Origin of the sequence: Campylobacter sp. CNRCH_2013_0898h (assembly GCF_025772965.1) — a bacterium.
GTDB classification, from domain to species: domain Bacteria; phylum Campylobacterota; class Campylobacteria; order Campylobacterales; family Campylobacteraceae; genus Campylobacter_D; species Campylobacter_D lari_D.
The window spans coordinates 41274-59654 of the sequence record NZ_JAKMTD010000007.1; the positions used below are offsets into that span (position 1 = coordinate 41274).

The window sequence follows — 18381 nt, forward strand, 5'->3', positions numbered from 1 at the left end:
TTATTGATAATATTTTAAGATTGTATAAAGAATTTTACTGATTTTTTCAATAGAAGCTATTTCACATTTTTCATCTGTTGAGTGAGGGCTATGGATATTTGGTCCTATTGAGCAACATTCTAAAGGTTGTTTTTCACTTATAATACCACATTCTAAACCAGCATGTATAGTGTAAAGCTTCGCATTTGGGTTTTCTTTTTTAAAATAACTTAGAATTTCTTCTCCAAATTTAGTATCTTTATTAGCCCACGGTGGATAAAAATTTGCACTTGAAACTTCGCAGTTTTGCATCTTAAAATAAGTTAAGGTTTCAAATTCTATGTTTTTAAGTTCTTGTAAATCATTAGATCTTGCAAAAAGCTCAAAATGAAATTTGCTATCTTTTTCATAAGCTAGTGAAAGATTGATGCTTGTTTGAACTAAATTTAATTGATGATTAAAAGTTCTAACTCCTTGTGCAAAAGCATTAATGAGATTTAAAATAACTTGAGAATTTTTATAATATGTTCTTTTGATTTTACCTATATAATTTACTTTAAAATGATCATTTTCTTTTGGAGGATTTTTAAAAAATGCTATAACTTTAGCATGTTTTGGTATAGAATTTATTCTTTCACCCGCTTTAAATTCGCAAAGTTCCCCTTGATTTTGAGTGATAAAATAGCTCACTTCTTTAATAGAAGATTTAATGTTTTTAACAATATCAATTCCCGAGTGCCCACCTTTAAAATCAATTGCTTCTATCTCATAACAATCTTCTTCTTTTTCATCTATTTCTAAGTTTAAACTAGCAAAAATATCTACCCCACCAGCACAACCTATAACAACTTCATCATCGCTTTCGTGGTCTAAATTTAAAAGCTTGCTTGAGATCAAAGTATGGGTGAGATTGTTTGCTCCACAAAGTCCAACTTCTTCATCATTAGTAAAAAGACATTCTATATTTTCAAAATCTTTTAAAGCTTGCATCATTAGTGATACTCCTATGCCATTATCTGCACCTAAGCTTGAATTTTTAGCCTTTAAATATCCGTTTTCTTCATATATTTGTATATTTGGAGCTTCTCCCATGCAAACCATATCATAATGACTTTGTAAACAAATTTTAGGATTTCCTTTGTGTGCGTGGATATTACCTGCTTCATCAACGCTTACTTGGCAATTTTGACTTTTAGCAAAATCAATGAGAAAATTTTTCAATTCTTCGGTTTTGAAACTACAATGAGGTATTTGAGTAATTTGTTTAAAATTTTGTATAATTTCTTGCATAAATTCTCCTTTTTATTGTAATTATGGCATATTTTTATATAGATGAGGTTTAAATGAAATTTTCTAGGAAACAAATTAAATTATTTATAAACTTATTAAAAGATCCGAAGAAATTTTTAATCGCACTTTTTTTAGTTGCTTTTGCTTATGTTTTAAACTATGATAGTGGTTCATATATCAATGCTAAAGTAAGTCGTGTAGTAGATGGAGATACTATTGAGGCTAAATTCGAAAATGAAAAACTTAAAATCAGACTTTTTGGTATAGATGCACCTGAGAGTGATCAAGCTTATGGAAAGATGGCTACGCAATTTCTAAAAGCTATTGTATTAAATAAAGAAGTAGTTTTGAATGTAAAAGATGAGGATAAATATGGTAGAATTTTAGCCATTGTATATTTAAATGATAAAGATATTAATCAAGTTATGGTTAAAAATGGTTTTGCTTGGGCGTATGAACATTATAGTGATTTGTATATAAATGAGCAAAATTATGCCAAGATAAATAAAAAAGGATTATGGGAAAGTGAAAATCCTATAGAGCCTTATAAATGGCGTAAACAAATAAGATTAAAATAGGATATAAGATGTTTAAAAAAATATTATTGTTTGGATTTTTAGCATTATTTTTTAGCGGTTGTTTTGTCAATGAAAGAGGGATCTCAAATCGATTTTACGATGATTGTAAGGAATATTATGATGCAAGTGGGACTTATCATAAAGAATGTCCAAAGAATTGGGTGGATTTACCTTTAACCCCCGATTCCTTTTAAGACTGCATTAAGTTCTTCTTGCATTGATTCTTGTTTAGTTGTTTCTTGCTGATTTTGATTATTATTTGTAGCGGCTTGATTTTGTTTAAGTTTAAATATATGATCATCTGTAGTAATAACTTGAAAAGATGCGTCAAAAATTTTAATCTCATTTACAAAACCAGCTACTTTAACCTCTCTTTTTCTTGAGTCATCGCTAAATAAAGCACTTGCTTCAAGATTTAAAATATCTCCCACTTTTAAAGGAGCATAAAAAAAGCTTCTTGAGCCTATTAAGACGCTAAATTCTTTATTAATTGCAGCTTGTGCTATGTAATTTGCTGCATTAAATACAAAGCCACTATGCACTAATCCTAGTTCATCTACTGCCATATCATGGGTTGTGATTAAAATACCTTTGGCGAAATTTTTTTCTATATGAGAAATACTTCCTGCTAAAGTATTGTTTATCCCTGGACAAGTGATAAGTTCTGATTTGATACGATTTAACTCTTCTGGATCTATTAATTCTTCTATGGTAACAGCACTTACTGTTCTTGCCATTTTTACACCTTTAATTTAACATAAACTCTTTTTGGTGCTTCATAGCCTTCGCAAGTTAAATTTGAATCATTTTTATCTAAAAATTGATCTAAAGAATAAGAATCAATCCATTGTGTTTTTCTTTGTTCTAAAAGATCGGTTTGTTTAGTTGTTATAACTTCAAATTCACTAAATCCAGCTCTATAACACCAATTTCTTAAACCTAATATCGACGGAATGAAAAAAATATTTGGTATTTTTGAGTAAGTTTTTTGAGGAATAAGTGCTATTTCTCTTTCATCTTCTATATACATAGTGTCTAAAAAGACTATGCCGTCTTTATTTAAAGATTGTTTGAGTTGTTTTAGCATGGCTATGGGATCACTACGATGATAAATCACTCCAAGACAAAAAATCACATCAAATTTTATGCCATAATTTGGTACATCAGCTACACCTAAAAGCTCATATTGTATAGGAGTTTTTGCAATGGAGTTTAAAAGTAAAAATTGCAAATAATACTTAATAGAAGGATCAAAACCTATGAGCTTTGAAGGATTAAATTCAAGCATTTTAAACATATAATAACCATTATTGCAGCCAATATCTGCTACTATTTTGCCTTTTATTTCTTGCATATAAGGCTTTAAAATATTAAATTTGATAAAACTTTGCCATTCTGTATCTATAAATAAATCATTAATTTTAAAAGGTCCTTTACGCCAAGGTTTTAATTCTAAAGTGATATTCTTGATCTCATCATCTAAACTTTTATCACAAAAAATATCAAAACTTTCATTTATAAGGTAATTTGAATTTTGGATTTTTTCACTAAGTTTTTGGATTTTTTCATATAAAGGATGTTTTAAAACTTGCTTAAATAAAGCATTATTTTGCATATTTTTCCTTGAAAAACTCCCTTATTTGGGAGTTTTTATTATTGAAGTAGGCTTGCTAGTTTAGTTTGTAGCATTACATTTGAATGTGCATTTGCAAATAAAAATGCATTTTCTTTTAGGTAATTTGCATTAAAATCATTGATATTTTGAGCTAAGTCATTATTTTGTAATTTGCTTTCAGCTTCTTTAGTGTTAATACTAGTTTGCAAAGATGAGTTGATATTAGAATGGATAGCGTTAATTCCAGCACCAATATCTGCGCGTAAAGAACCTACTTGATCTTGAAAATCACGAATTCCGTCTTGATTTTCAAGGCTTAAATTTGCTGTGCTTGGTTGATTTAAATTAATACTTTCAACCCCAGTACCAACAACAAAATCCATACTCTGAAATACATTTTTTCCATTAAAAGTCGCATTAGAAAAAGCATCATTGATTGAAGTTACAAGTTTGCTTGCTTCAGAATTTAGCATACTTTTTTGTCTGTCATTTAAAGCAGCATTGTTTGAGCGCACTGAAAGTTCATTAAGTTTATCTGCAGTAGCTGAAATGTTATTTAAAGTTGAATCAGCAATTTGTAAAACTCCTATGGAATCATAGGCATTTAAAATACCTTGATCTATAGTGCTATATTGACTTCTTAAAGAATCAGCTATGGCTAAATTTGCTCCATCGCTCCCATCTATAGCACGGATTGCAGCTATGTTTTCTAAAGCTTTTTCTTGGCTTTTTTGAGCTTGATTTAAGTAGTGATTTTGTTGAGTTGTTCCTATATCGCCTATTTTCATCTTTGACTCCTTTTAAAGACTTATTTTATTATATCATTTTTTTGTTTTAAAATTTAAGAAAAACAAAATTACTTGTGATAACATGATAATTTTCATCACAACTTCACTTGCACCATGAATTTTTATAAATTCTTGAGTTTTAGTTGCTTCTTCTCCTAAACTTTGTGCTTCTAAAACATAAGCAGTGAAGTAAAATACAAAAAGCAAACTTAGTGCCAAAATGATCAAAGAAAGCATAAATTTTGAAAAATTTATTTTAAAAGTTAAATTTTTGTCTTTAAATGAAAAAATTTCTATTAAAATAGAAAAAACACTCACACCTAACAAAATATAGCCAAATTGCACAAAAATGTGTGTCATTAAAAGCCCACTTTGAAAATGAGTTAAAACCCCTTCACCTATGAATTTAGCAGGATAAAATATAGTCGGAGCTAAAAACACACCTATGCTAATTTCAATCCCAATTAAGCTTGCTAGTAAAAATAAATATATTGATTTCATATTTTCTCCTATAATAAAGATAATTATAGTCTAATTTTTTAAATTCCATGCAACAAAGGCTCTATCAAATCCATTATAATCTTGATAAAAAGTAGCCTTGAAATCATTTTCTTTTAAAATTTTATTTAAAATTGTTTTTTGATCATAGCCAAACTCACATGCTAAGACTTTTGTGTTGTGATTTTTGGCAAAAAGAATAATTTCATGTAAAATTTCCCAACCTTTATCTCCACCAAATAAAGCATTGTGTGGTTCGTTTTGAACCCATTTATCTAAAGGATAGTCATTTTTTATGTAAGGAGGATTAGAAAAAATAAAGTCAAAATTTCCTTGTATATTTTTAAAATCACAAAGTTGAAAATTGATTAAATTTGAAACATTATGAAAATCTGCATTTTTTTTAGCAAGCTCTAATGCTTTTGGATTAATATCGCAAGCTTGTATAAAAATTTGTTTTAACTTTGCTAAGCAAATACTTAAAATTCCACTTCCAAAGCCAATTTCAAGTATATTTTTAAAAGAGTTATGATCTAAAATTTCTAAACATCTTTCAAGTAATATTTCACTATCAAAACGCGGTATCAAAACCCCTTTTTTAGTAAAAAAATCAAAACCATAAAATTGTGTTTTTTGAAATAAATACTCAAAAGGCTCACCATTTAAAAATCTATCTATATATTCTAAAAAAACTTTCTCATCGATTTGAAATTCAGGATTTAAAAAAATCCAAGCTTTATCTTTTTGTAAAAGTTCACAAAGAATAAAAAGTATATATTCTTTGTGAGTAGGATCTTTTGCGTAAGCTTGCTTTAAAGCTTGTTTGATTGAAATCATTGCAAAGCTTTGATTCTATCATAAATACAAGGATGACTTAGATGAAAGAAAGTATAAATTTTACTTGTTTTAACAAAGGCTTTGTTTTCTTTTGCTAAAGCTATGAGAGCATTTTTCATATCTTCTTTAGAGCTTAGTTTTGCTCCGTGTAAGTCAGCATTAAATTCATTTTTTTGACTCATTTTATTAAGCAGTGGAGAAATAATAAAAGTAAAAATATTTCCAAAAATCAATAAAAGTGCAAAAACTCCAGCATTCACTCCATCTAAATGACTTTCAATATAAAAAAAGCTTGGTAAATGTGCAAAGATGAAAAATAAAGCAAAAAGCATCAAAGCACTAGCAAATAACATTTTTAGTAAATCTTTATGCACAAAATGTCCTAGCTCATGACCCAAAACAGCAATGAGTTCTTTTTCTTTTAAAGCATTTAAAAGTGTATCAAAAAGCACTACTCTTTTGCTTTTAAATAAGCCACCAAAATAAGCATTTAATCTTTTATCTCTTTTGCTTGCATCAATAACATAAACACCATTTGCACTAAAGCCACATTTTTGCATTAAATTAGTGATTTTTTCTAATAAATTTTCATCTTCAAGTCTTTTCATTTTGTTAAACATAGGTGCAATAAGTGTAGGGTAGATGAGATTTATAATAAGTATAATTATAAAGCTTAGAGCAAAAGCCACTACCCACCAGTATGTGTTAAAAAATTCAAAGCAAAATACTAAGGCATAGATGATTAAAAAGCCAAAAACAAGCATTAGAGCTAAAGATTTAATGCTGTCTTTAACAAAAAGTGCTAAAGTCATATTTGAAAAGCCGTGTTTTTTATCTTTTACAAAGCTTTCATAATAACTAAGTGGTAAATTTAAAATACTAATAATCAATAAAAATGCAAGCAAAAATAAAGTATTTTCTAAAGTAGAATTTTCTTTTATAAAAATTTCTTTTAAATACAAAAAGCCAAAGCTAATCCAAGAAATGTTAATCATCAGATTATAAAGATTAGAAAAGATTTTGTATTTTTCATTTTCTATGGCGATATTTGCAGCATTTTTATAATCTTGTTCATTTAAAATAATTGCTTGTTTTTCTCTTTCTTTTTTTAAAAAAGAAATTTGTATATAAGATATAAAAACCAAAAAAGCTGTGTAAATACATAAAATAGTTATCAAAGTCATAGTTTTTCCTTAAATAAATTTGAGTAATTTTATCTTATTTAAAATATATAAAGTTAATCAGTATTTTCACTTTTTTCTAAAATCTCAAAATAAGCTTCTTCTAAAATACTAAGTTCACTTTCTAAGGAATTTAGCTTTTCATAAAGGGTGTTTATACCTAGCTCTTGATAGATTGTAGGATTACTTAGAGCATTTTTTATTTCTTTTATTTCTTCTTCTAATTTATGAATTTTATCAGGATATGAGTTTAAAATTTCATTTTCTTTATAGCTTAGTTTTTTACTCGATTTTTCTTTTGTTTTTACACTTGCGGTGGTGTTTGTTTCTAAGCTTTTAGAAAATTCTTCAAAGTCTTTGTATTCTTTTTCATTTTCTAAATATTCACTATAAGAAAGAACTTCTATATTAATATTTGCATTATCTTCAAAAGCATAAAGTTTAGTTGCTATTTTATCAACAAAATATCTATCATGTGAGACAAGCAAAATCGCGCCTTCAAAAGAAAGTAAGTATTCTTCTAAGATATTAATCGTAGCTATGTCTAAATCATTTGTTGGTTCATCTAAGATTAATACATCATATTCTTTAGTAAAAAGCAAGGCTAAAGCAACTCTGTTTTTCTCACCCCCACTTAGCACACTCACGCTTTGCTCTAAAAATTCTTTTGGAAATAAAAATTGTTTTAAATACCCATAAACATGCATATTTTTACCACGCACTTGAATGTGATCGCCACCATTTGGGCAAAAAATTTCTAAAAGTTTTTTATCAGTGTTTAATAAACTTCTGCTTTGATCAAAATAGCCTATTTTAACTTCACCTCTTTTAATCTCTCCGCTATCAAGCGGAATTTGATCAAGTAAAATCTTTAAGAAAGTAGATTTCCCACAGCCATTTTTACCTACTATGACTATGCGTTCACCTTGTAAAATTCGTGCATTAAAGTCTTTAAAAAGTGTCTTGTTGGCAATAGACTTTGAGATATTTTTAAGTTCAAAAAGCATTTTTTTGCGGTTTTGGCTTTGAGTTTGGTTAAAATTTTTACTTGCTCTTTTGATTTCAAGTTGTAAGCGTTTGATAGCTCCTGGGTTTTTCTTAGCTTCTTCACGCATTTTAAAAATGCGTTCTTTGCGTCCTTCGTTGCGTTTAAGCCTAGCTTTGACTCCTCTTCTTAGCCATTCTTCTTCGCTTTTTAATTGCTTAAGCAGGGTTTCATGGCTTTTAGCTAAAGAAGCTAAAATAGCTGCTTTTTTTTCTAGATATTGTGTATATCCACCCTCAAAAATGCTTAATTTTCCTGCTTCTATTTCTACGCATTTTTGTGCTATTGCGTCGATAAAATATCTATCATGAGAGATGAAAATAACACACATTTTAGAAGCTTTCAATCTTTCTTCTAAAAAGCTACTCATATATACATCTAGGTGGTTGGTTGGCTCATCAAGCAATAATATATCAGGATTTTTCAGCAAAAGCGTGCAAAGTCCTACACGTCTTATTTCTCCTCCGCTTAAAGAGCAAAGTGCTCTGTCTTTATACTCTAACAGTTTAAACTCTTCTAGTATTCTTTGTATTTTTTGGTCTAAATTCCATGCATCTTTTGAATCTATAAATAAACTTAATTCATCTACTTTTTTTAAATATTCTTTATTTTCAGGATCAAGAGCTAATTTTTCATTATAGTTTTCAAATTCTTTTAAGGCTTGATAAATTTCTTCAAGTTCTTTTTTGATGGCTTCGCTCACACTTAAGGTGCTTTCAAAGCTTACTTGTTGGCTTAGCATACCTATGCTAGTGTTATTTTGTTTAATCACTCTACCGCTATCTAGTTTTAAAGTTCCCATAAGGGCTTTTAAAAAGCTTGATTTTCCTTCGCCATTTTTACCTATAATGGCAATTTTTTCTCCTAAATTTGCACTAAAATTTGCATTTTCTAAAACTATTTTTGTATTAAATTTCTTATTTGCATCGATTAAATCTATTAAAGCCAAATTTCTTTCCCAAATGTTTTTTGCGATTTTACTTTAAAAAGTATTAATTTTGCTTAAATAAAATTACACCATGAGAGTGTTTGTTTTTTTTACTTTATTAGTTTTATTTTTTGCTTTGGCAAATTGGTATATTTATAAAAGATTTTTAAGTAAGGTTGATTTTTTAAAACCTTATAAGAAGTTTGTATTAGCTCTTGTTTTAATAGTTTTTGCATGTGAATTAATCTTTTTTGTAAATATGCGCGGGGATTTTTTACATGAAAAGCTATATTATATTTTAGCGATTTTTCCTACTATTACCTGCTTTTTCTTGCTTTTTGGAGTGGTTTTTGAAATTGGTTCTTGGATTTTCTTTAACGAAAATAAAAAAGAGCAAATTTTTAGCCTTCAAAGAAGAAAGTTTTTAAAATTAATTTTTGATTCTTGGCTTATTATACTTAGCGTTAGTATGGTGTTTAAAGGCTTTGTAAATGCTATCAGCACACCTAAGGTTAATGAGGTAGATATTAAAATTAAAAATTTAAAAGAAGATTTAAACATAGCTTTGCTTTCTGATGTGCATTTGGGGAAAAATTTAGGAGAAGATTTTTTAAAAACCTTAATCGATGAAGTTAATGCTTTAAATGCTGATATAATCATCATAGCTGGGGATTTAATCGATGCAGATATAGCTAGTATGTCTTATATTAATTTATTAGAAAATTTTAAATCAAAATATGGTACTTATTTTGTTTATGGAAATCATGAGTATTATAATGATATAAATGCAATAAGTAAAAGGCTTAAAACGCTTAAAAATTTCAAAGTTTTAGAAGATGAAAGTATTGATTTTGGGGATTTTACTTTAAGTGGGACTTTGGATTTGGCTGCTAAACGTTTGGGTTTTAAAGAAAGCAATATAGAAAAAATCAAAACTCAAATCAATCAAGAAAAAGTTAATATTTTAATCACGCATCAGCCAAAATATGTAAAAACTTATGATGTGAGTGGGTTTGATTTGATTTTATCAGGACATACTCATGCAGGACAAATTTTCCCTTTTTCTTTGCTAGTATATTTAGAACAAGGTTTTGTGTATGGGCTTTATAAATTAAGTAAAGATAGTTTACTTTATGTAAGTAGTGGAGCTGGATTTTGGGGGCCTGCTGTGAGATTTTTAGCTCCTAGTGAGATAGCTTTGATTAGATTAAAAGGAGAATGAGTGGGATTTAGCAATAGTGCTTCAAAAATGTTTGGAATCATAGCAAAATATAAATTTCCAAAAATTATACAAAAAAATATTAATAAAGCTTATGTAAATGCTTTTAATATCAATATGAGTGAATTTAAACCTTTAGAAGAATATGAGAGTTTAAATGCTTTATTTACAAGAACTTTATTAAATGAGCGAGAATTAGAAGATGGCTTTATAAGTCCAAGTGATGGTAAAATTTTAGAACTTGGAAGTAGCTTTCAAAATGATTTAAAAGAAAATTTAGCCTTTAGCATTAAAGGTTCAAGTTATAGTATAGAAGAGCTTTTAAAAAACTCAGCTAGTAAAGAAGAATTGGAAAATGGCATAGATTATGCAAATATTTATTTGTCTCCAAAAGATTATCATCATTATCATGCACCTTGTAATATGCAAATTTTAAGTGCTACTTATATGAGCGGGGCCTTATTTAGTGTGAGTGAGGCAAAGTTAGCTAAAATTATAAACCTTTATACTAAAAACGAAAGAGTAGTTTTAAAGTGCTTAGTGGAAGGAAAATTTATACTTTGGATGGTATTTGTGGGTGCGCTAAATGTCGGTAAAATGCACTTTAGCTTTGATACTAGCATACAAACTAATGCTGCAAATTTTGATTTTACTCATACCTATGAAGATCTTTTTGTAAAAAAAGGCCAAAGACTTGGAAATTTTGAGCTAGGTTCAACTATAGTTTTAATCGCTCAAAAAGGGTTTTTAAAATTTAGTAAAAATGCTTATGAGCAAGTTGAATTTTCTAAGAAGATTGCGGACTTTGCTTAGTCTCATCTTCATTAGCAACTTTATATAAAAAGGCAAAAATTTCAGCCACTGCTTTATACATATTAGGTGGGATTTCATCGCCTAGATCAAGTTTGCTAAGCACTTCTACTAAGTCTTTGTCTTCTTTTATGGGTATGCCATTTTCTTTGGCTAAAGAGATGATTTTAGCAGCGTTTTCACCTTTGGCATTAGCTAGGATTTTTGGTGCATTTTGTTCTTCTTTGTTATAGCCTAGTGCAACGGCTTTTTTTGTTTTTTTAGCCATTTTTAAGCCCTTGTGTCAAAACCCATATTAAAGTCATTATATTCTTCTTGATTGTGAAATTTACTTTTAATTATATCGCTGATGAAAAAATTAGAGCTTAGAAGTCCTACTTTAACTAAGGCTTTTTTTAGTTCATGTGCTCTTTCATAAAGTTTTTTTCTAAAATTAGCATTTTCTATCATCATATTTATATCGATGTATTTATCATTACTTAGAGATAAAAATACATTGATTTTTCCTAATTTTTCAAATTCAAGATTAATTTGTGCATAAAATTTATCTTTTTTACCGCGCTTAAAAACTACATTAGATTTTTCTAAATCATCCCAAAAAAAAGGTAAAAAAGTATGAATGCTATTATTGGCTAAAGATAAAAGTTGGTTAAATTCAAGCTGAGCTATAAGACGATTTGCTTGATTTAGTATGCTTTCATTGTCTAAATTTTTGGCTAGATTAGAAACTTGCAAAAGAGTGGATTTAATATCTTTTTGTAATTCTGAAGAAATTTCTGTGCTATCTTTTTGGGTGATTTTTCCAAGATCTTTTATAGAAAGTTCTAATTTTTTTTCTATATTTTTTATATCATCTAAAGAATTTTTTGCCTCATAATTTTTAGGATCTAAAGCTTTTAAAACTTCATTGAGTTTTCTTCCTATTAAGCCTAGTTCTTTGTTTAGATTGTTTAAAAGCTCTTCTTGTAAATTTTGGCTAAAATTAAGATTTTTGCTTACATTTTGTTTGAAAATATCTTCTAGTAAAATTTTGCCTGAAGTGCTTTTAAATATATCCTCTAACTTAGTATTATTTGTTTGTAAATTTTGACTTTTATTATCATTTTTACTTAAATCTTCAGTATTTTTTTGTGGTGTTTTTGGCTCTTCTTTGGGGTTTTCTTTGATATCTTTACTTTGTGGTATTTTTTCTTCTTTTGTGTTTTGAATTTCTTTATCTTTTGCTATGCTTTCTTGTTTTTGTTGAGTTTCTTTTTTATCCTCTGTGCTTTTTTGTGGAGTTTTTATTTCTTCTTTTAACTCTTCTTTGATGTCTTTAGTGTGTGGAGTTTTGTTTAAATTTTCTTGTGTTGTTTCGGTTTTGTTTTTGTGATTTTTTATATCTTTTAAAAGTATTATAAAATCTTTTATATTTTGGCTAAGCTCTTTTAGTATATGAGTGTTTTGAATTTTTATGTTTTCGGGTTTAGCTAGTTCTTTGTTGATAAGTGTTAAATTTTTATTAAGATTTTTGATAAAATTATCCGCAATATTTTGGAGTTTTTCTTGACTAATAGAACTTGGGTTTTTATTGATATAATTTTTAAAATTTTCTATTTTATCAAATAGCTTAAAAAGTGTTTTGTAGTTTGTATTTTCCAAAGAAATTTTATTATCTTTTTTGTGATTTTGTAAGATGTGAATAAGCTCTTTTAAGGTGCTTGTAGTATCAAGATTTTTAAGATCTAAATTACTTATATCGTGTTTTAAATTTTCACTTGTAGCGCCTTTTATAGTACTTAAAAGATTAAAAAAACTCTGTGGTAAATTTTGTTCTTTTAAAGAATGATTGAGCTTTGCTTCTAAAAATATGCCTGAATTTTTCACTAAAGATGAAAGATTTTTATTATTAATATCTTTAGCAGGCTTGACTAAATCTTCTAAAATTTTAAGCAGTTTTTCAAATTCAGGATTTTTTGAAAGCTCTACTTGGAGTTTTTTTACTTCATTGGCAAAATTAGGTGCAAAATTTAAATCTTTATGATTTTTTAATACTGCCAAATCAGGATCTTTATTGGTTTTGATTTGATCTAAAAGTTTATTAAGTAATTCTTGTAGTTTTTGATCAATTTTGCTAACATAATCTTTGGGTAATTTAACTTCAGAATCGCTTTTGGAAAATAAAGGATTTTTTAACGCATCATTGAGAGAGGTTTTTTTGTCTGATTTTTCACTTTTATTTTCTTTATTTGTTTCATTTTTTGCAAACTGATTTTGATTATTAGAGATATTAGTTATCATCTAGCATTACCATATTACCAGGTTTTCTTTTAAATTTGGTAAGTTTTTTAAATTTTGGTTTATCGATGGCAAATAGTATCAAAATACTTAATAAAACTATATAAAAATACATAAAGCCATAAGCTTGAAAATAATACATCAAAGTTCCCAAAACTGCAGGTGCAAATAAAGCACCAAAAGAATAGGTAAAAAGAACTGCTCTGCCAAGTTCAACTCTTTTGCTAGGATTATCAAGCATATCATTTGCTCTTGCTAAAGAAAGAGCGTATAAACAACACATACCCATGCCTAGCAAAAATCCAAAAAAGTATTTTAGATAAATATTATATTCTAAAAGTAGTATGCAAAGCATAGCGCTTAAAGCAATAAAAGCACACAATATAATGGCAAATTTTCTGCTAATTTTATCAGAAAGAGTTCCGATATAAAGTTGCGAAATAAAGCCACCTACCATAGTAGAGAAAATAAAAATAGAAGCTTCTTTTGCGCCAAATCCTTGTATAAGTACAAATAAAGAAGCCATTGAAAAAAAGCCATTTAAAAGCATGCCCGCTATAAAACTTGTTACTAAGGCTAAAGGCACTATATCAAAAACCTTAGGAATGGAAATTTTTGTTTTTTGTGGCAAAATAGGCTCTTTAATGCGGATTAAAAATAAAGGAATGGAAGCAAACATAATAAAACTAGCGCTTAAAATAAATACTGTATTACTTGGAAAGTCAAAAGACATAAGTAAAATTCCAAAACCTGATGATGAGTAAAATACAACCTCATAAAAGGCTATCACTCTTGAGCGAATAGTGTTTTTTGCTTTTTCATTAAGCCATGATTCTATTACCATTAAAAGCGCATAATAGCAAAAACCTAGCAAAAATCTTAAAAACATCCAAAAATAAAGATTAGAATTTAAGCTATGAAGCATGGTGGCTATACCAAAAATAATAGCAAAAATTCCAAATGATCTTATATGTCCTACTTTAGAAACTATTCTATGGGCACTAATTGTACTTACCATAGCACCAAGAAAATAACAACTTCCTATTACGCCTATATAAAAATTACTAATATTATTATGCTTTAAAATAATAGCTATGGAATTTACTGTTAAGGCACTTCCTATGAAAACAAAAATCATACCAAGAAATAATGCTGTTAGTGATCTAATCGTTCTTTTTGAGCTTAACATTTTCTTATTAAAAAATTATATATTAATACCGCTATGGGTGTGACAAACATTGCACAAAACAAGGCAAAAATACTCATTAAACCTTGAAACTCTAAAAATAAAAATCCTGCTATTAAAAACACATAGGCAAAAATTTTAAATAAAGAAAAAAAAGCTAATGCGTTTTTAAAAATACTTTTAAATTTTGGTTTTAAATCGTCATCTATATGGATAAATTTTATAATTTTTGGCAAAGAATATTGTTTTTTAGCAAAAATTTGTAAAGGTCTTTGCGTAAAATCATAATTTTTAGCTGCTTTAAAAATAAAATTTTTATAATTTAAAAAAGATATTAGAATGATTAAATTTTGAGCTAAAAAGCCAAATTCAAAGCTTATAAAGGTTTTAAAGCTTAATTCTTTGTAAAAAAAAACTCCTGCTAAGAAAAGTAAATTTAATCCTAGCAAGAGTTTTAATAAAATTTTAGGCTTTAGGATCATTTTTTAAATCTTTATAGCGATTTTCTTCTTTAAATTCTTCGTAACTTTTTACTTGTGCTTTGTAGGCTTTATAAACATTTAAAATCGCCGCAGCTACTCCTATAAACACTCCTACCCAAAAAAGCCAAACAATACCGGTTAAGTTTTTTAAAAAATAGCCTATACCAACTCCGATTAAAACAGCCACAACCATGGATATACCAAGGCTTAATCCATCTGCAGCTTCTATACCTTTGCGAATGATTTTTTGTCTTTTATTCATAATGCTTTAAAACTTTCTTGTGCTGCTTGTATAGTTTTATCAATGATTTTTTTATCCATACATTCACATATAAAACCTGTTTCAAATTGAGATGGTGCTAAATACACACCTTTGCTTAGCATCTGTGTATGAAATTTGGCAAATAATTTAGTATCTGATTTTAAAGCGTCTTGATAATTATTAACAGGGTTTTCACAAAAGAAAAATCCAAACATAGAACCAACGCAATTAACTTGCAAAGGAATTTTGCAATCATTTGCAGCTTCTTTAAAGCCTTGAGTAAGTCTTTTGCCTAGTTTTTCTAATTTTTCATACAAGCCTTCATAGTTTCTTGCTTTTTTTAAGCTCGCATAACCTGCAGCCATAGCAAGAGGATTGCCACTTAGTGTTCCTGCTTGATATACCCCGCCCAAAGGACTTAATAAATCCATGATTTCAGCTCTTGCAGCAAAAGCAGCTGCAGGAATACCTCCGCCTATAACCTTACCAAAAGTTACTATATCAGCTTTTATATTATTAATCCCAAAAGAGCCAAGATATGAAGCTCTAAAGCCACTCATAACTTCATCAAAAATTAAAAGAATTTGATGCTCATCACATAGTTTTCTTAACTCTTGTAAAAATTCTATTTTAGCAGGCACTAAACCCATATTTCCTGCAATTGGCTCTATGATGATACAAGCTATATTATCATCATTATTGATTAAGTTTTTAACACTATCAATATCATTATAAACGGCTACTAGAGTATTTTTAGCTACATCAGTTAAAACTCCTAGCGAGCTTGGGGTGTTAAAAGTAGCTGCACCGCTTCCAGCGCTTACTAATAAAGAATCAGAATGCCCATGATAACATCCTTCAAATTTGATGATTTTATCTTTTTTACTAAATCCTCTTGCAAGACGAATAGCACTCATAGTAGCTTCAGTGCCACTACTTACAAAACGGATTTTATCCAAATGTGGCCAATCTTTTAAGATAAATTTGGCCAATTTAGTTTCAGCTAAAGTTGGCGCACCAAAGCTCGAGCCATGCTCTAATGCTTTTTTGCAAGCTTTTTCAATATCCTCATCACAATGTCCAAAAAGTAAAGGTCCCCAACTTTGCACATAATCTATATAAGTATTTTCTTCTATATCGCTAATATAAGCACCTTTGCCTTGTTTGATAAATAAAGGATTGCTACCTACACTTGCAAAAGCACGCACTGGGGAATCTACCCCACCTGCTATATACTCACAAGCTTCCTCAAAGGCTTTTTTATTGTTTTTCATTTTTTACTCCTTTTATTGCTAGTAATATAATCATAAAGTGATTTTATTTCATCTTCTGTTAGCGAGTAAGTTGGCATAATGCTTTTTGCCTCTTGAGGTTGATTTAGAATTTTTCTAAAACGCGTATAGGGAGTGTTTTTAATACTTGGCACAATAAAAGGAATTTTTTCTCCATTTTTAGTGTAATAACCTAGTATTTGTTGACCTCCATCGCCATGACATTTAGCACAACTTATGCCTCTTGGATTTTTGTAAAGGGACTCTTGGTATTCTTTAGGAGAGATAAAATCTTCAGCCCAAGCACCATAAATTATAAAAAATAAAAATAATACAATTTTCATTCATTGCCTTTAACAAAAAAAGAAGTTTTGTTATGATACAATTTTTTAAGTTAAAGAAAGCTATAAAATTTAAGGAAAGAAATGACACTTTTAGATGGTAAAAAGCTAAGTGATAAGTTAAAAGAAAATTTAAAACAAGAAGTATTAGAACTTAAAGCTCAAAGTATAGAGCCTTGTTTGGCTGTAATTTTAGTAGGCGAGGATCCTGCTAGTGCTACTTATGTGGGTTCTAAAGCAAAAGCTTGCGAGCAATGTGAAATTAAGTCTTTAGTTTATAAACTTGATGTAAATACAACCCAAAATGAGCTTTTGGCTTTGATTAATACTTTAAATCATGATGATAGCATAGATGGAATTTTAGTTCAACTTCCATTGCCATCGCATATTAATAAAGATATAATCTTAGAAAGTATTAACTTTAATAAAGATGTAGACGGCTTTCACCCCTTTAATGTCGGAAATTTAAATCTTAATTTAAAAGGTGGTTTTTTACCATGTACACCTTTAGGCGTTATGAAAATTTTAGAACATTATGATATAAAATTACAAGGAGCTAGTGTAGTTGTAATAGGAGCTTCAAATATAGTAGGCCGTCCTATGGCTACTCTTTTGTTAAATGCTAATGCTAGTGTGAGTATTTGTCACATTTATACAAAAGATTTAAAAGCTTATACAAAAAATGCTGATATTGTTATCGTAGCAGCAGGTTGTCCAAATCTTTTAAAAGAAGATATGGTTAAAGAAGGTGTGGTGGTAATTGATGTTGGGATTAATAGAGTTGATGGAAAAATAGTAGGCGATGTCGATTTTGAAAATGTTAGTAAAAAAGCTAGCTATATCACTCCTGTACCAGGTGGAGTAGGGCCTATGACTATTGCTATGCTTTTAGAAAATACTATAAAATCAGCTAAAAATAGGATAAAAAAATGAAATTTTTGAAGAAAATTTATAAATTTACACAATCTTGGACGGGAACTTTAGTAGTTGTTTTATTGATTATATTTTTCTTTATACAAGCTTTTACTATACCAAGCGGTTCTATGAAAAATACTTTATTAGTAGGGGATTTTTTATTTGTAAAAAAATTTTCTTATGGTATTCCAACCCCGCATATTCCTTGGGTGGAAATTCCTGTTTTACCTGATTTTAATAAAAATGGACATTTAGTAAGTGGTGAAGGTCCTAAAAGAGGGGATATTGTGGTATTTAGATATCCGCATGAGCCAAAAATCCACTATGTAAAAAGATGTGTGGCCAAAGGCGGAGATGAAGTAGTTTTTGCAAATAAAACCTTATATGTGCGTATGGTTGAGGGTGATGAATATATGAAAGATTATTATCCTAATAAAACAAAAATCATAGGCGGAAGACTTTTTGTAAAAGAGCCTTTTGTAGAAAAAGGAATACATTATGATTCTAGAGTGGATATAGACAGTGTATTTTTTCGCTATTTAAATTTGGGGCAATTTGCTATGAAGCCTGCTTCTTTTGATGAATTAGGTGCTAATAATATTTATGGTTTTAATGCTTATTATTATAAAGTACCTGAAAATGAATATTTTATGATGGGCGATAACCGTGATCATTCTAGCGATAGTCGATTTTGGGGAAGTGTAGATTATAAATATATAGTTGGGCAACCTTGGTTTATTTATTTTTCATGGGATGAAAATAAAAAAGTTAGATGGGAAAGAGTAGGGCGTTTAGTTGAAACTATAGAAAAAGATGAACGCTTTATTCATCATAATGAAAGCGACATAGAAGCTTTAGAATAATTACCCAAAGAAACAA

At 28.7% G+C, this 18381-nt stretch carries 21 protein-coding genes; 6 read left to right on the top strand and 15 right to left on the bottom strand.

The window, feature by feature from the left end; genetic code table 11:
• Positions 1-1269, bottom strand: coding sequence for a M20/M25/M40 family metallo-hydrolase (locus L8X50_RS05285; RefSeq protein ID WP_263660583.1), 1269 nt, complete (start codon positions 1267-1269; stop codon positions 1-3).
• A gap of 53 nt (positions 1270-1322) precedes the next feature.
• On the opposite strand from L8X50_RS05285, the gene L8X50_RS05290 reads away from it, so the two are divergent.
• Positions 1323-1847, top strand: coding sequence for a thermonuclease family protein (locus tag L8X50_RS05290; RefSeq protein ID WP_133319304.1), 525 nt, complete (start codon positions 1323-1325; stop codon positions 1845-1847).
• An 8-nt stretch (positions 1848-1855) separates the two neighbouring features.
• On the top strand, positions 1856-2041 hold the full coding sequence (locus L8X50_RS05295) for a hypothetical protein (protein WP_263660584.1): 186 nt from the start codon (positions 1856-1858) through the stop codon (positions 2039-2041).
• Here L8X50_RS05295 and L8X50_RS05300 read toward each other — a convergent pair.
• Genes L8X50_RS05300 through abc-f form a run of 7 tightly spaced genes read right to left on the bottom strand, consistent with a single transcriptional unit; the run spans position 2021 to position 8760 of the window.
• Positions 2021-2584, bottom strand: a complete 564-nt coding sequence (locus tag L8X50_RS05300) for a hypothetical protein (protein ID WP_133319302.1) — start codon at positions 2582-2584, stop codon at positions 2021-2023. The two genes, L8X50_RS05295 and L8X50_RS05300, sit on opposite strands and share 21 nt — an antisense overlap.
• 2 nt (positions 2585-2586) lie before the next feature.
• Positions 2587-3462: a tRNA 5-methoxyuridine(34)/uridine 5-oxyacetic acid(34) synthase CmoB gene (gene cmoB, locus L8X50_RS05305; protein WP_263660585.1), complete on the bottom strand. Its 876-nt coding sequence runs from the start codon at positions 3460-3462 to the stop codon at positions 2587-2589.
• A 38-nt stretch (positions 3463-3500) separates the two neighbouring features.
• Positions 3501-4250: a flagellin gene (locus L8X50_RS05310; RefSeq protein ID WP_263660586.1), complete on the bottom strand. Its 750-nt coding sequence runs from the start codon at positions 4248-4250 to the stop codon at positions 3501-3503.
• A 33-nt stretch (positions 4251-4283) separates the two neighbouring features.
• Complete coding sequence (locus L8X50_RS05315; protein ID WP_263660587.1) at positions 4284-4751, bottom strand: DUF4149 domain-containing protein; 468 nt, start codon at positions 4749-4751, stop codon at positions 4284-4286.
• Positions 4752-4781: 30 nt separating this feature from the next.
• Complete coding sequence (locus L8X50_RS05320) at positions 4782-5582, bottom strand: HemK/PrmC family methyltransferase (RefSeq protein WP_263660625.1); 801 nt, start codon at positions 5580-5582, stop codon at positions 4782-4784.
• Positions 5582-6769 (bottom strand): M48 family metallopeptidase, encoded by a 1188-nt coding sequence (locus tag L8X50_RS05325; protein ID WP_263660588.1) that lies wholly within the window; start codon positions 6767-6769, stop codon positions 5582-5584. Before L8X50_RS05325 ends, L8X50_RS05320 begins: the two co-directional genes overlap by 1 nt.
• A gap of 53 nt (positions 6770-6822) precedes the next feature.
• A complete protein-coding gene (gene abc-f, locus L8X50_RS05330) occupies positions 6823-8760 on the bottom strand; it encodes a ribosomal protection-like ABC-F family protein (RefSeq protein WP_263660589.1) in 1938 nt (645 codons plus the stop codon).
• A gap of 70 nt (positions 8761-8830) precedes the next feature.
• Here abc-f and L8X50_RS05335 point away from each other — a divergent pair, with 70 nt between their 5' ends.
• Positions 8831-9961: a metallophosphoesterase gene (locus tag L8X50_RS05335; RefSeq protein WP_263660590.1), complete on the top strand. Its 1131-nt coding sequence runs from the start codon at positions 8831-8833 to the stop codon at positions 9959-9961.
• On the top strand, positions 9962-10771 hold the full coding sequence (locus tag L8X50_RS05340) for a phosphatidylserine decarboxylase (protein WP_263660591.1): 810 nt from the start codon (positions 9962-9964) through the stop codon (positions 10769-10771).
• Here L8X50_RS05340 and L8X50_RS05345 read toward each other — a convergent pair.
• The 7 genes from L8X50_RS05345 to L8X50_RS05375 are packed head-to-tail and all read right to left on the bottom strand — an operon-like array spanning position 10746 to position 16590.
• Positions 10746-11036 (bottom strand): FlhB-like flagellar biosynthesis protein, encoded by a 291-nt coding sequence (locus L8X50_RS05345; RefSeq protein WP_133319292.1) that lies wholly within the window; start codon positions 11034-11036, stop codon positions 10746-10748. The two genes, L8X50_RS05340 and L8X50_RS05345, sit on opposite strands and share 26 nt — an antisense overlap.
• 2 nt (positions 11037-11038) lie before the next feature.
• Positions 11039-13048: a flagellar hook-length control protein FliK gene (locus tag L8X50_RS05350; RefSeq protein WP_263660592.1), complete on the bottom strand. Its 2010-nt coding sequence runs from the start codon at positions 13046-13048 to the stop codon at positions 11039-11041.
• Positions 13038-14234, bottom strand: a complete 1197-nt coding sequence (locus L8X50_RS05355; RefSeq protein WP_263660593.1) for an MFS transporter — start codon at positions 14232-14234, stop codon at positions 13038-13040. Before L8X50_RS05355 ends, L8X50_RS05350 begins: the two co-directional genes overlap by 11 nt.
• A complete protein-coding gene (locus tag L8X50_RS05360; RefSeq protein ID WP_012661294.1) occupies positions 14228-14713 on the bottom strand; it encodes a hypothetical protein in 486 nt (161 codons plus the stop codon). The genes L8X50_RS05355 and L8X50_RS05360 overlap by 7 nt, the downstream gene beginning before the upstream one ends.
• A complete protein-coding gene (locus tag L8X50_RS05365; protein ID WP_039641170.1) occupies positions 14697-14975 on the bottom strand; it encodes an AtpZ/AtpI family protein in 279 nt (92 codons plus the stop codon). Before L8X50_RS05365 ends, L8X50_RS05360 begins: the two co-directional genes overlap by 17 nt.
• The gene (hemL, locus tag L8X50_RS05370; protein WP_263660594.1) at positions 14972-16249 is read right to left on the bottom strand and encodes a glutamate-1-semialdehyde 2,1-aminomutase; all 1278 of its coding nucleotides are present in this window, start codon (positions 16247-16249) and stop codon (positions 14972-14974) included. Before hemL ends, L8X50_RS05365 begins: the two co-directional genes overlap by 4 nt.
• On the bottom strand, positions 16246-16590 hold the full coding sequence (locus L8X50_RS05375) for a c-type cytochrome (RefSeq protein WP_263660595.1): 345 nt from the start codon (positions 16588-16590) through the stop codon (positions 16246-16248). The genes hemL and L8X50_RS05375 overlap by 4 nt, the downstream gene beginning before the upstream one ends.
• Positions 16591-16671: 81 nt before the next feature.
• On the opposite strand from L8X50_RS05375, the gene folD reads away from it, so the two are divergent.
• Positions 16672-17520, top strand: coding sequence for a bifunctional methylenetetrahydrofolate dehydrogenase/methenyltetrahydrofolate cyclohydrolase FolD (folD, locus tag L8X50_RS05380; protein WP_133319286.1), 849 nt, complete (start codon positions 16672-16674; stop codon positions 17518-17520).
• On the top strand, positions 17517-18365 hold the full coding sequence (gene lepB, locus L8X50_RS05385) for a signal peptidase I (RefSeq protein WP_220566758.1): 849 nt from the start codon (positions 17517-17519) through the stop codon (positions 18363-18365). The genes folD and lepB overlap by 4 nt, the downstream gene beginning before the upstream one ends.
• Positions 18366-18381 lie beyond the last annotated feature (16 nt).

Bases quoted from the DNA above. Each gene is read 5' to 3' on its own strand.
- folD (WP_133319286.1), top strand. From the start codon at position 16,672: ATGACACTTTTAGATGGTAAAAAGCTAAGTGATAAGTTAAAAGAAAAT.
- L8X50_RS05315 (WP_263660587.1), bottom strand. From the start codon at position 4,751: ATGAAATCAATATATTTATTTTTACTAGCAAGCTTAATTGGGATTGAA.
- L8X50_RS05290 (WP_133319304.1), top strand. From the start codon at position 1,323: ATGAAATTTTCTAGGAAACAAATTAAATTATTTATAAACTTATTAAAA.
- L8X50_RS05350 (WP_263660592.1), bottom strand. From the start codon at position 13,048: ATGATAACTAATATCTCTAATAATCAAAATCAGTTTGCAAAAAATGAA.
- hemL (WP_263660594.1), bottom strand. From the start codon at position 16,249: ATGAAAAACAATAAAAAAGCCTTTGAGGAAGCTTGTGAGTATATAGCA.
- L8X50_RS05365 (WP_039641170.1), bottom strand. From the start codon at position 14,975: ATGAATAAAAGACAAAAAATCATTCGCAAAGGTATAGAAGCTGCAGAT.
- L8X50_RS05345 (WP_133319292.1), bottom strand. From the start codon at position 11,036: ATGGCTAAAAAAACAAAAAAAGCCGTTGCACTAGGCTATAACAAAGAA.
- L8X50_RS05360 (WP_012661294.1), bottom strand. From the start codon at position 14,713: ATGATCCTAAAGCCTAAAATTTTATTAAAACTCTTGCTAGGATTAAAT.
- L8X50_RS05285 (WP_263660583.1), bottom strand. From the start codon at position 1,269: ATGCAAGAAATTATACAAAATTTTAAACAAATTACTCAAATACCTCAT.
- L8X50_RS05295 (WP_263660584.1), top strand. From the start codon at position 1,856: ATGTTTAAAAAAATATTATTGTTTGGATTTTTAGCATTATTTTTTAGC.
- L8X50_RS05325 (WP_263660588.1), bottom strand. From the start codon at position 6,769: ATGACTTTGATAACTATTTTATGTATTTACACAGCTTTTTTGGTTTTT.
- L8X50_RS05335 (WP_263660590.1), top strand. From the start codon at position 8,831: ATGAGAGTGTTTGTTTTTTTTACTTTATTAGTTTTATTTTTTGCTTTG.
- L8X50_RS05375 (WP_263660595.1), bottom strand. From the start codon at position 16,590: ATGAAAATTGTATTATTTTTATTTTTTATAATTTATGGTGCTTGGGCT.
- lepB (WP_220566758.1), top strand. From the start codon at position 17,517: ATGAAATTTTTGAAGAAAATTTATAAATTTACACAATCTTGGACGGGA.
- L8X50_RS05355 (WP_263660593.1), bottom strand. From the start codon at position 14,234: ATGTTAAGCTCAAAAAGAACGATTAGATCACTAACAGCATTATTTCTT.
- L8X50_RS05300 (WP_133319302.1), bottom strand. From the start codon at position 2,584: ATGGCAAGAACAGTAAGTGCTGTTACCATAGAAGAATTAATAGATCCA.
- L8X50_RS05310 (WP_263660586.1), bottom strand. From the start codon at position 4,250: ATGAAAATAGGCGATATAGGAACAACTCAACAAAATCACTACTTAAAT.
- cmoB (WP_263660585.1), bottom strand. From the start codon at position 3,462: ATGCAAAATAATGCTTTATTTAAGCAAGTTTTAAAACATCCTTTATAT.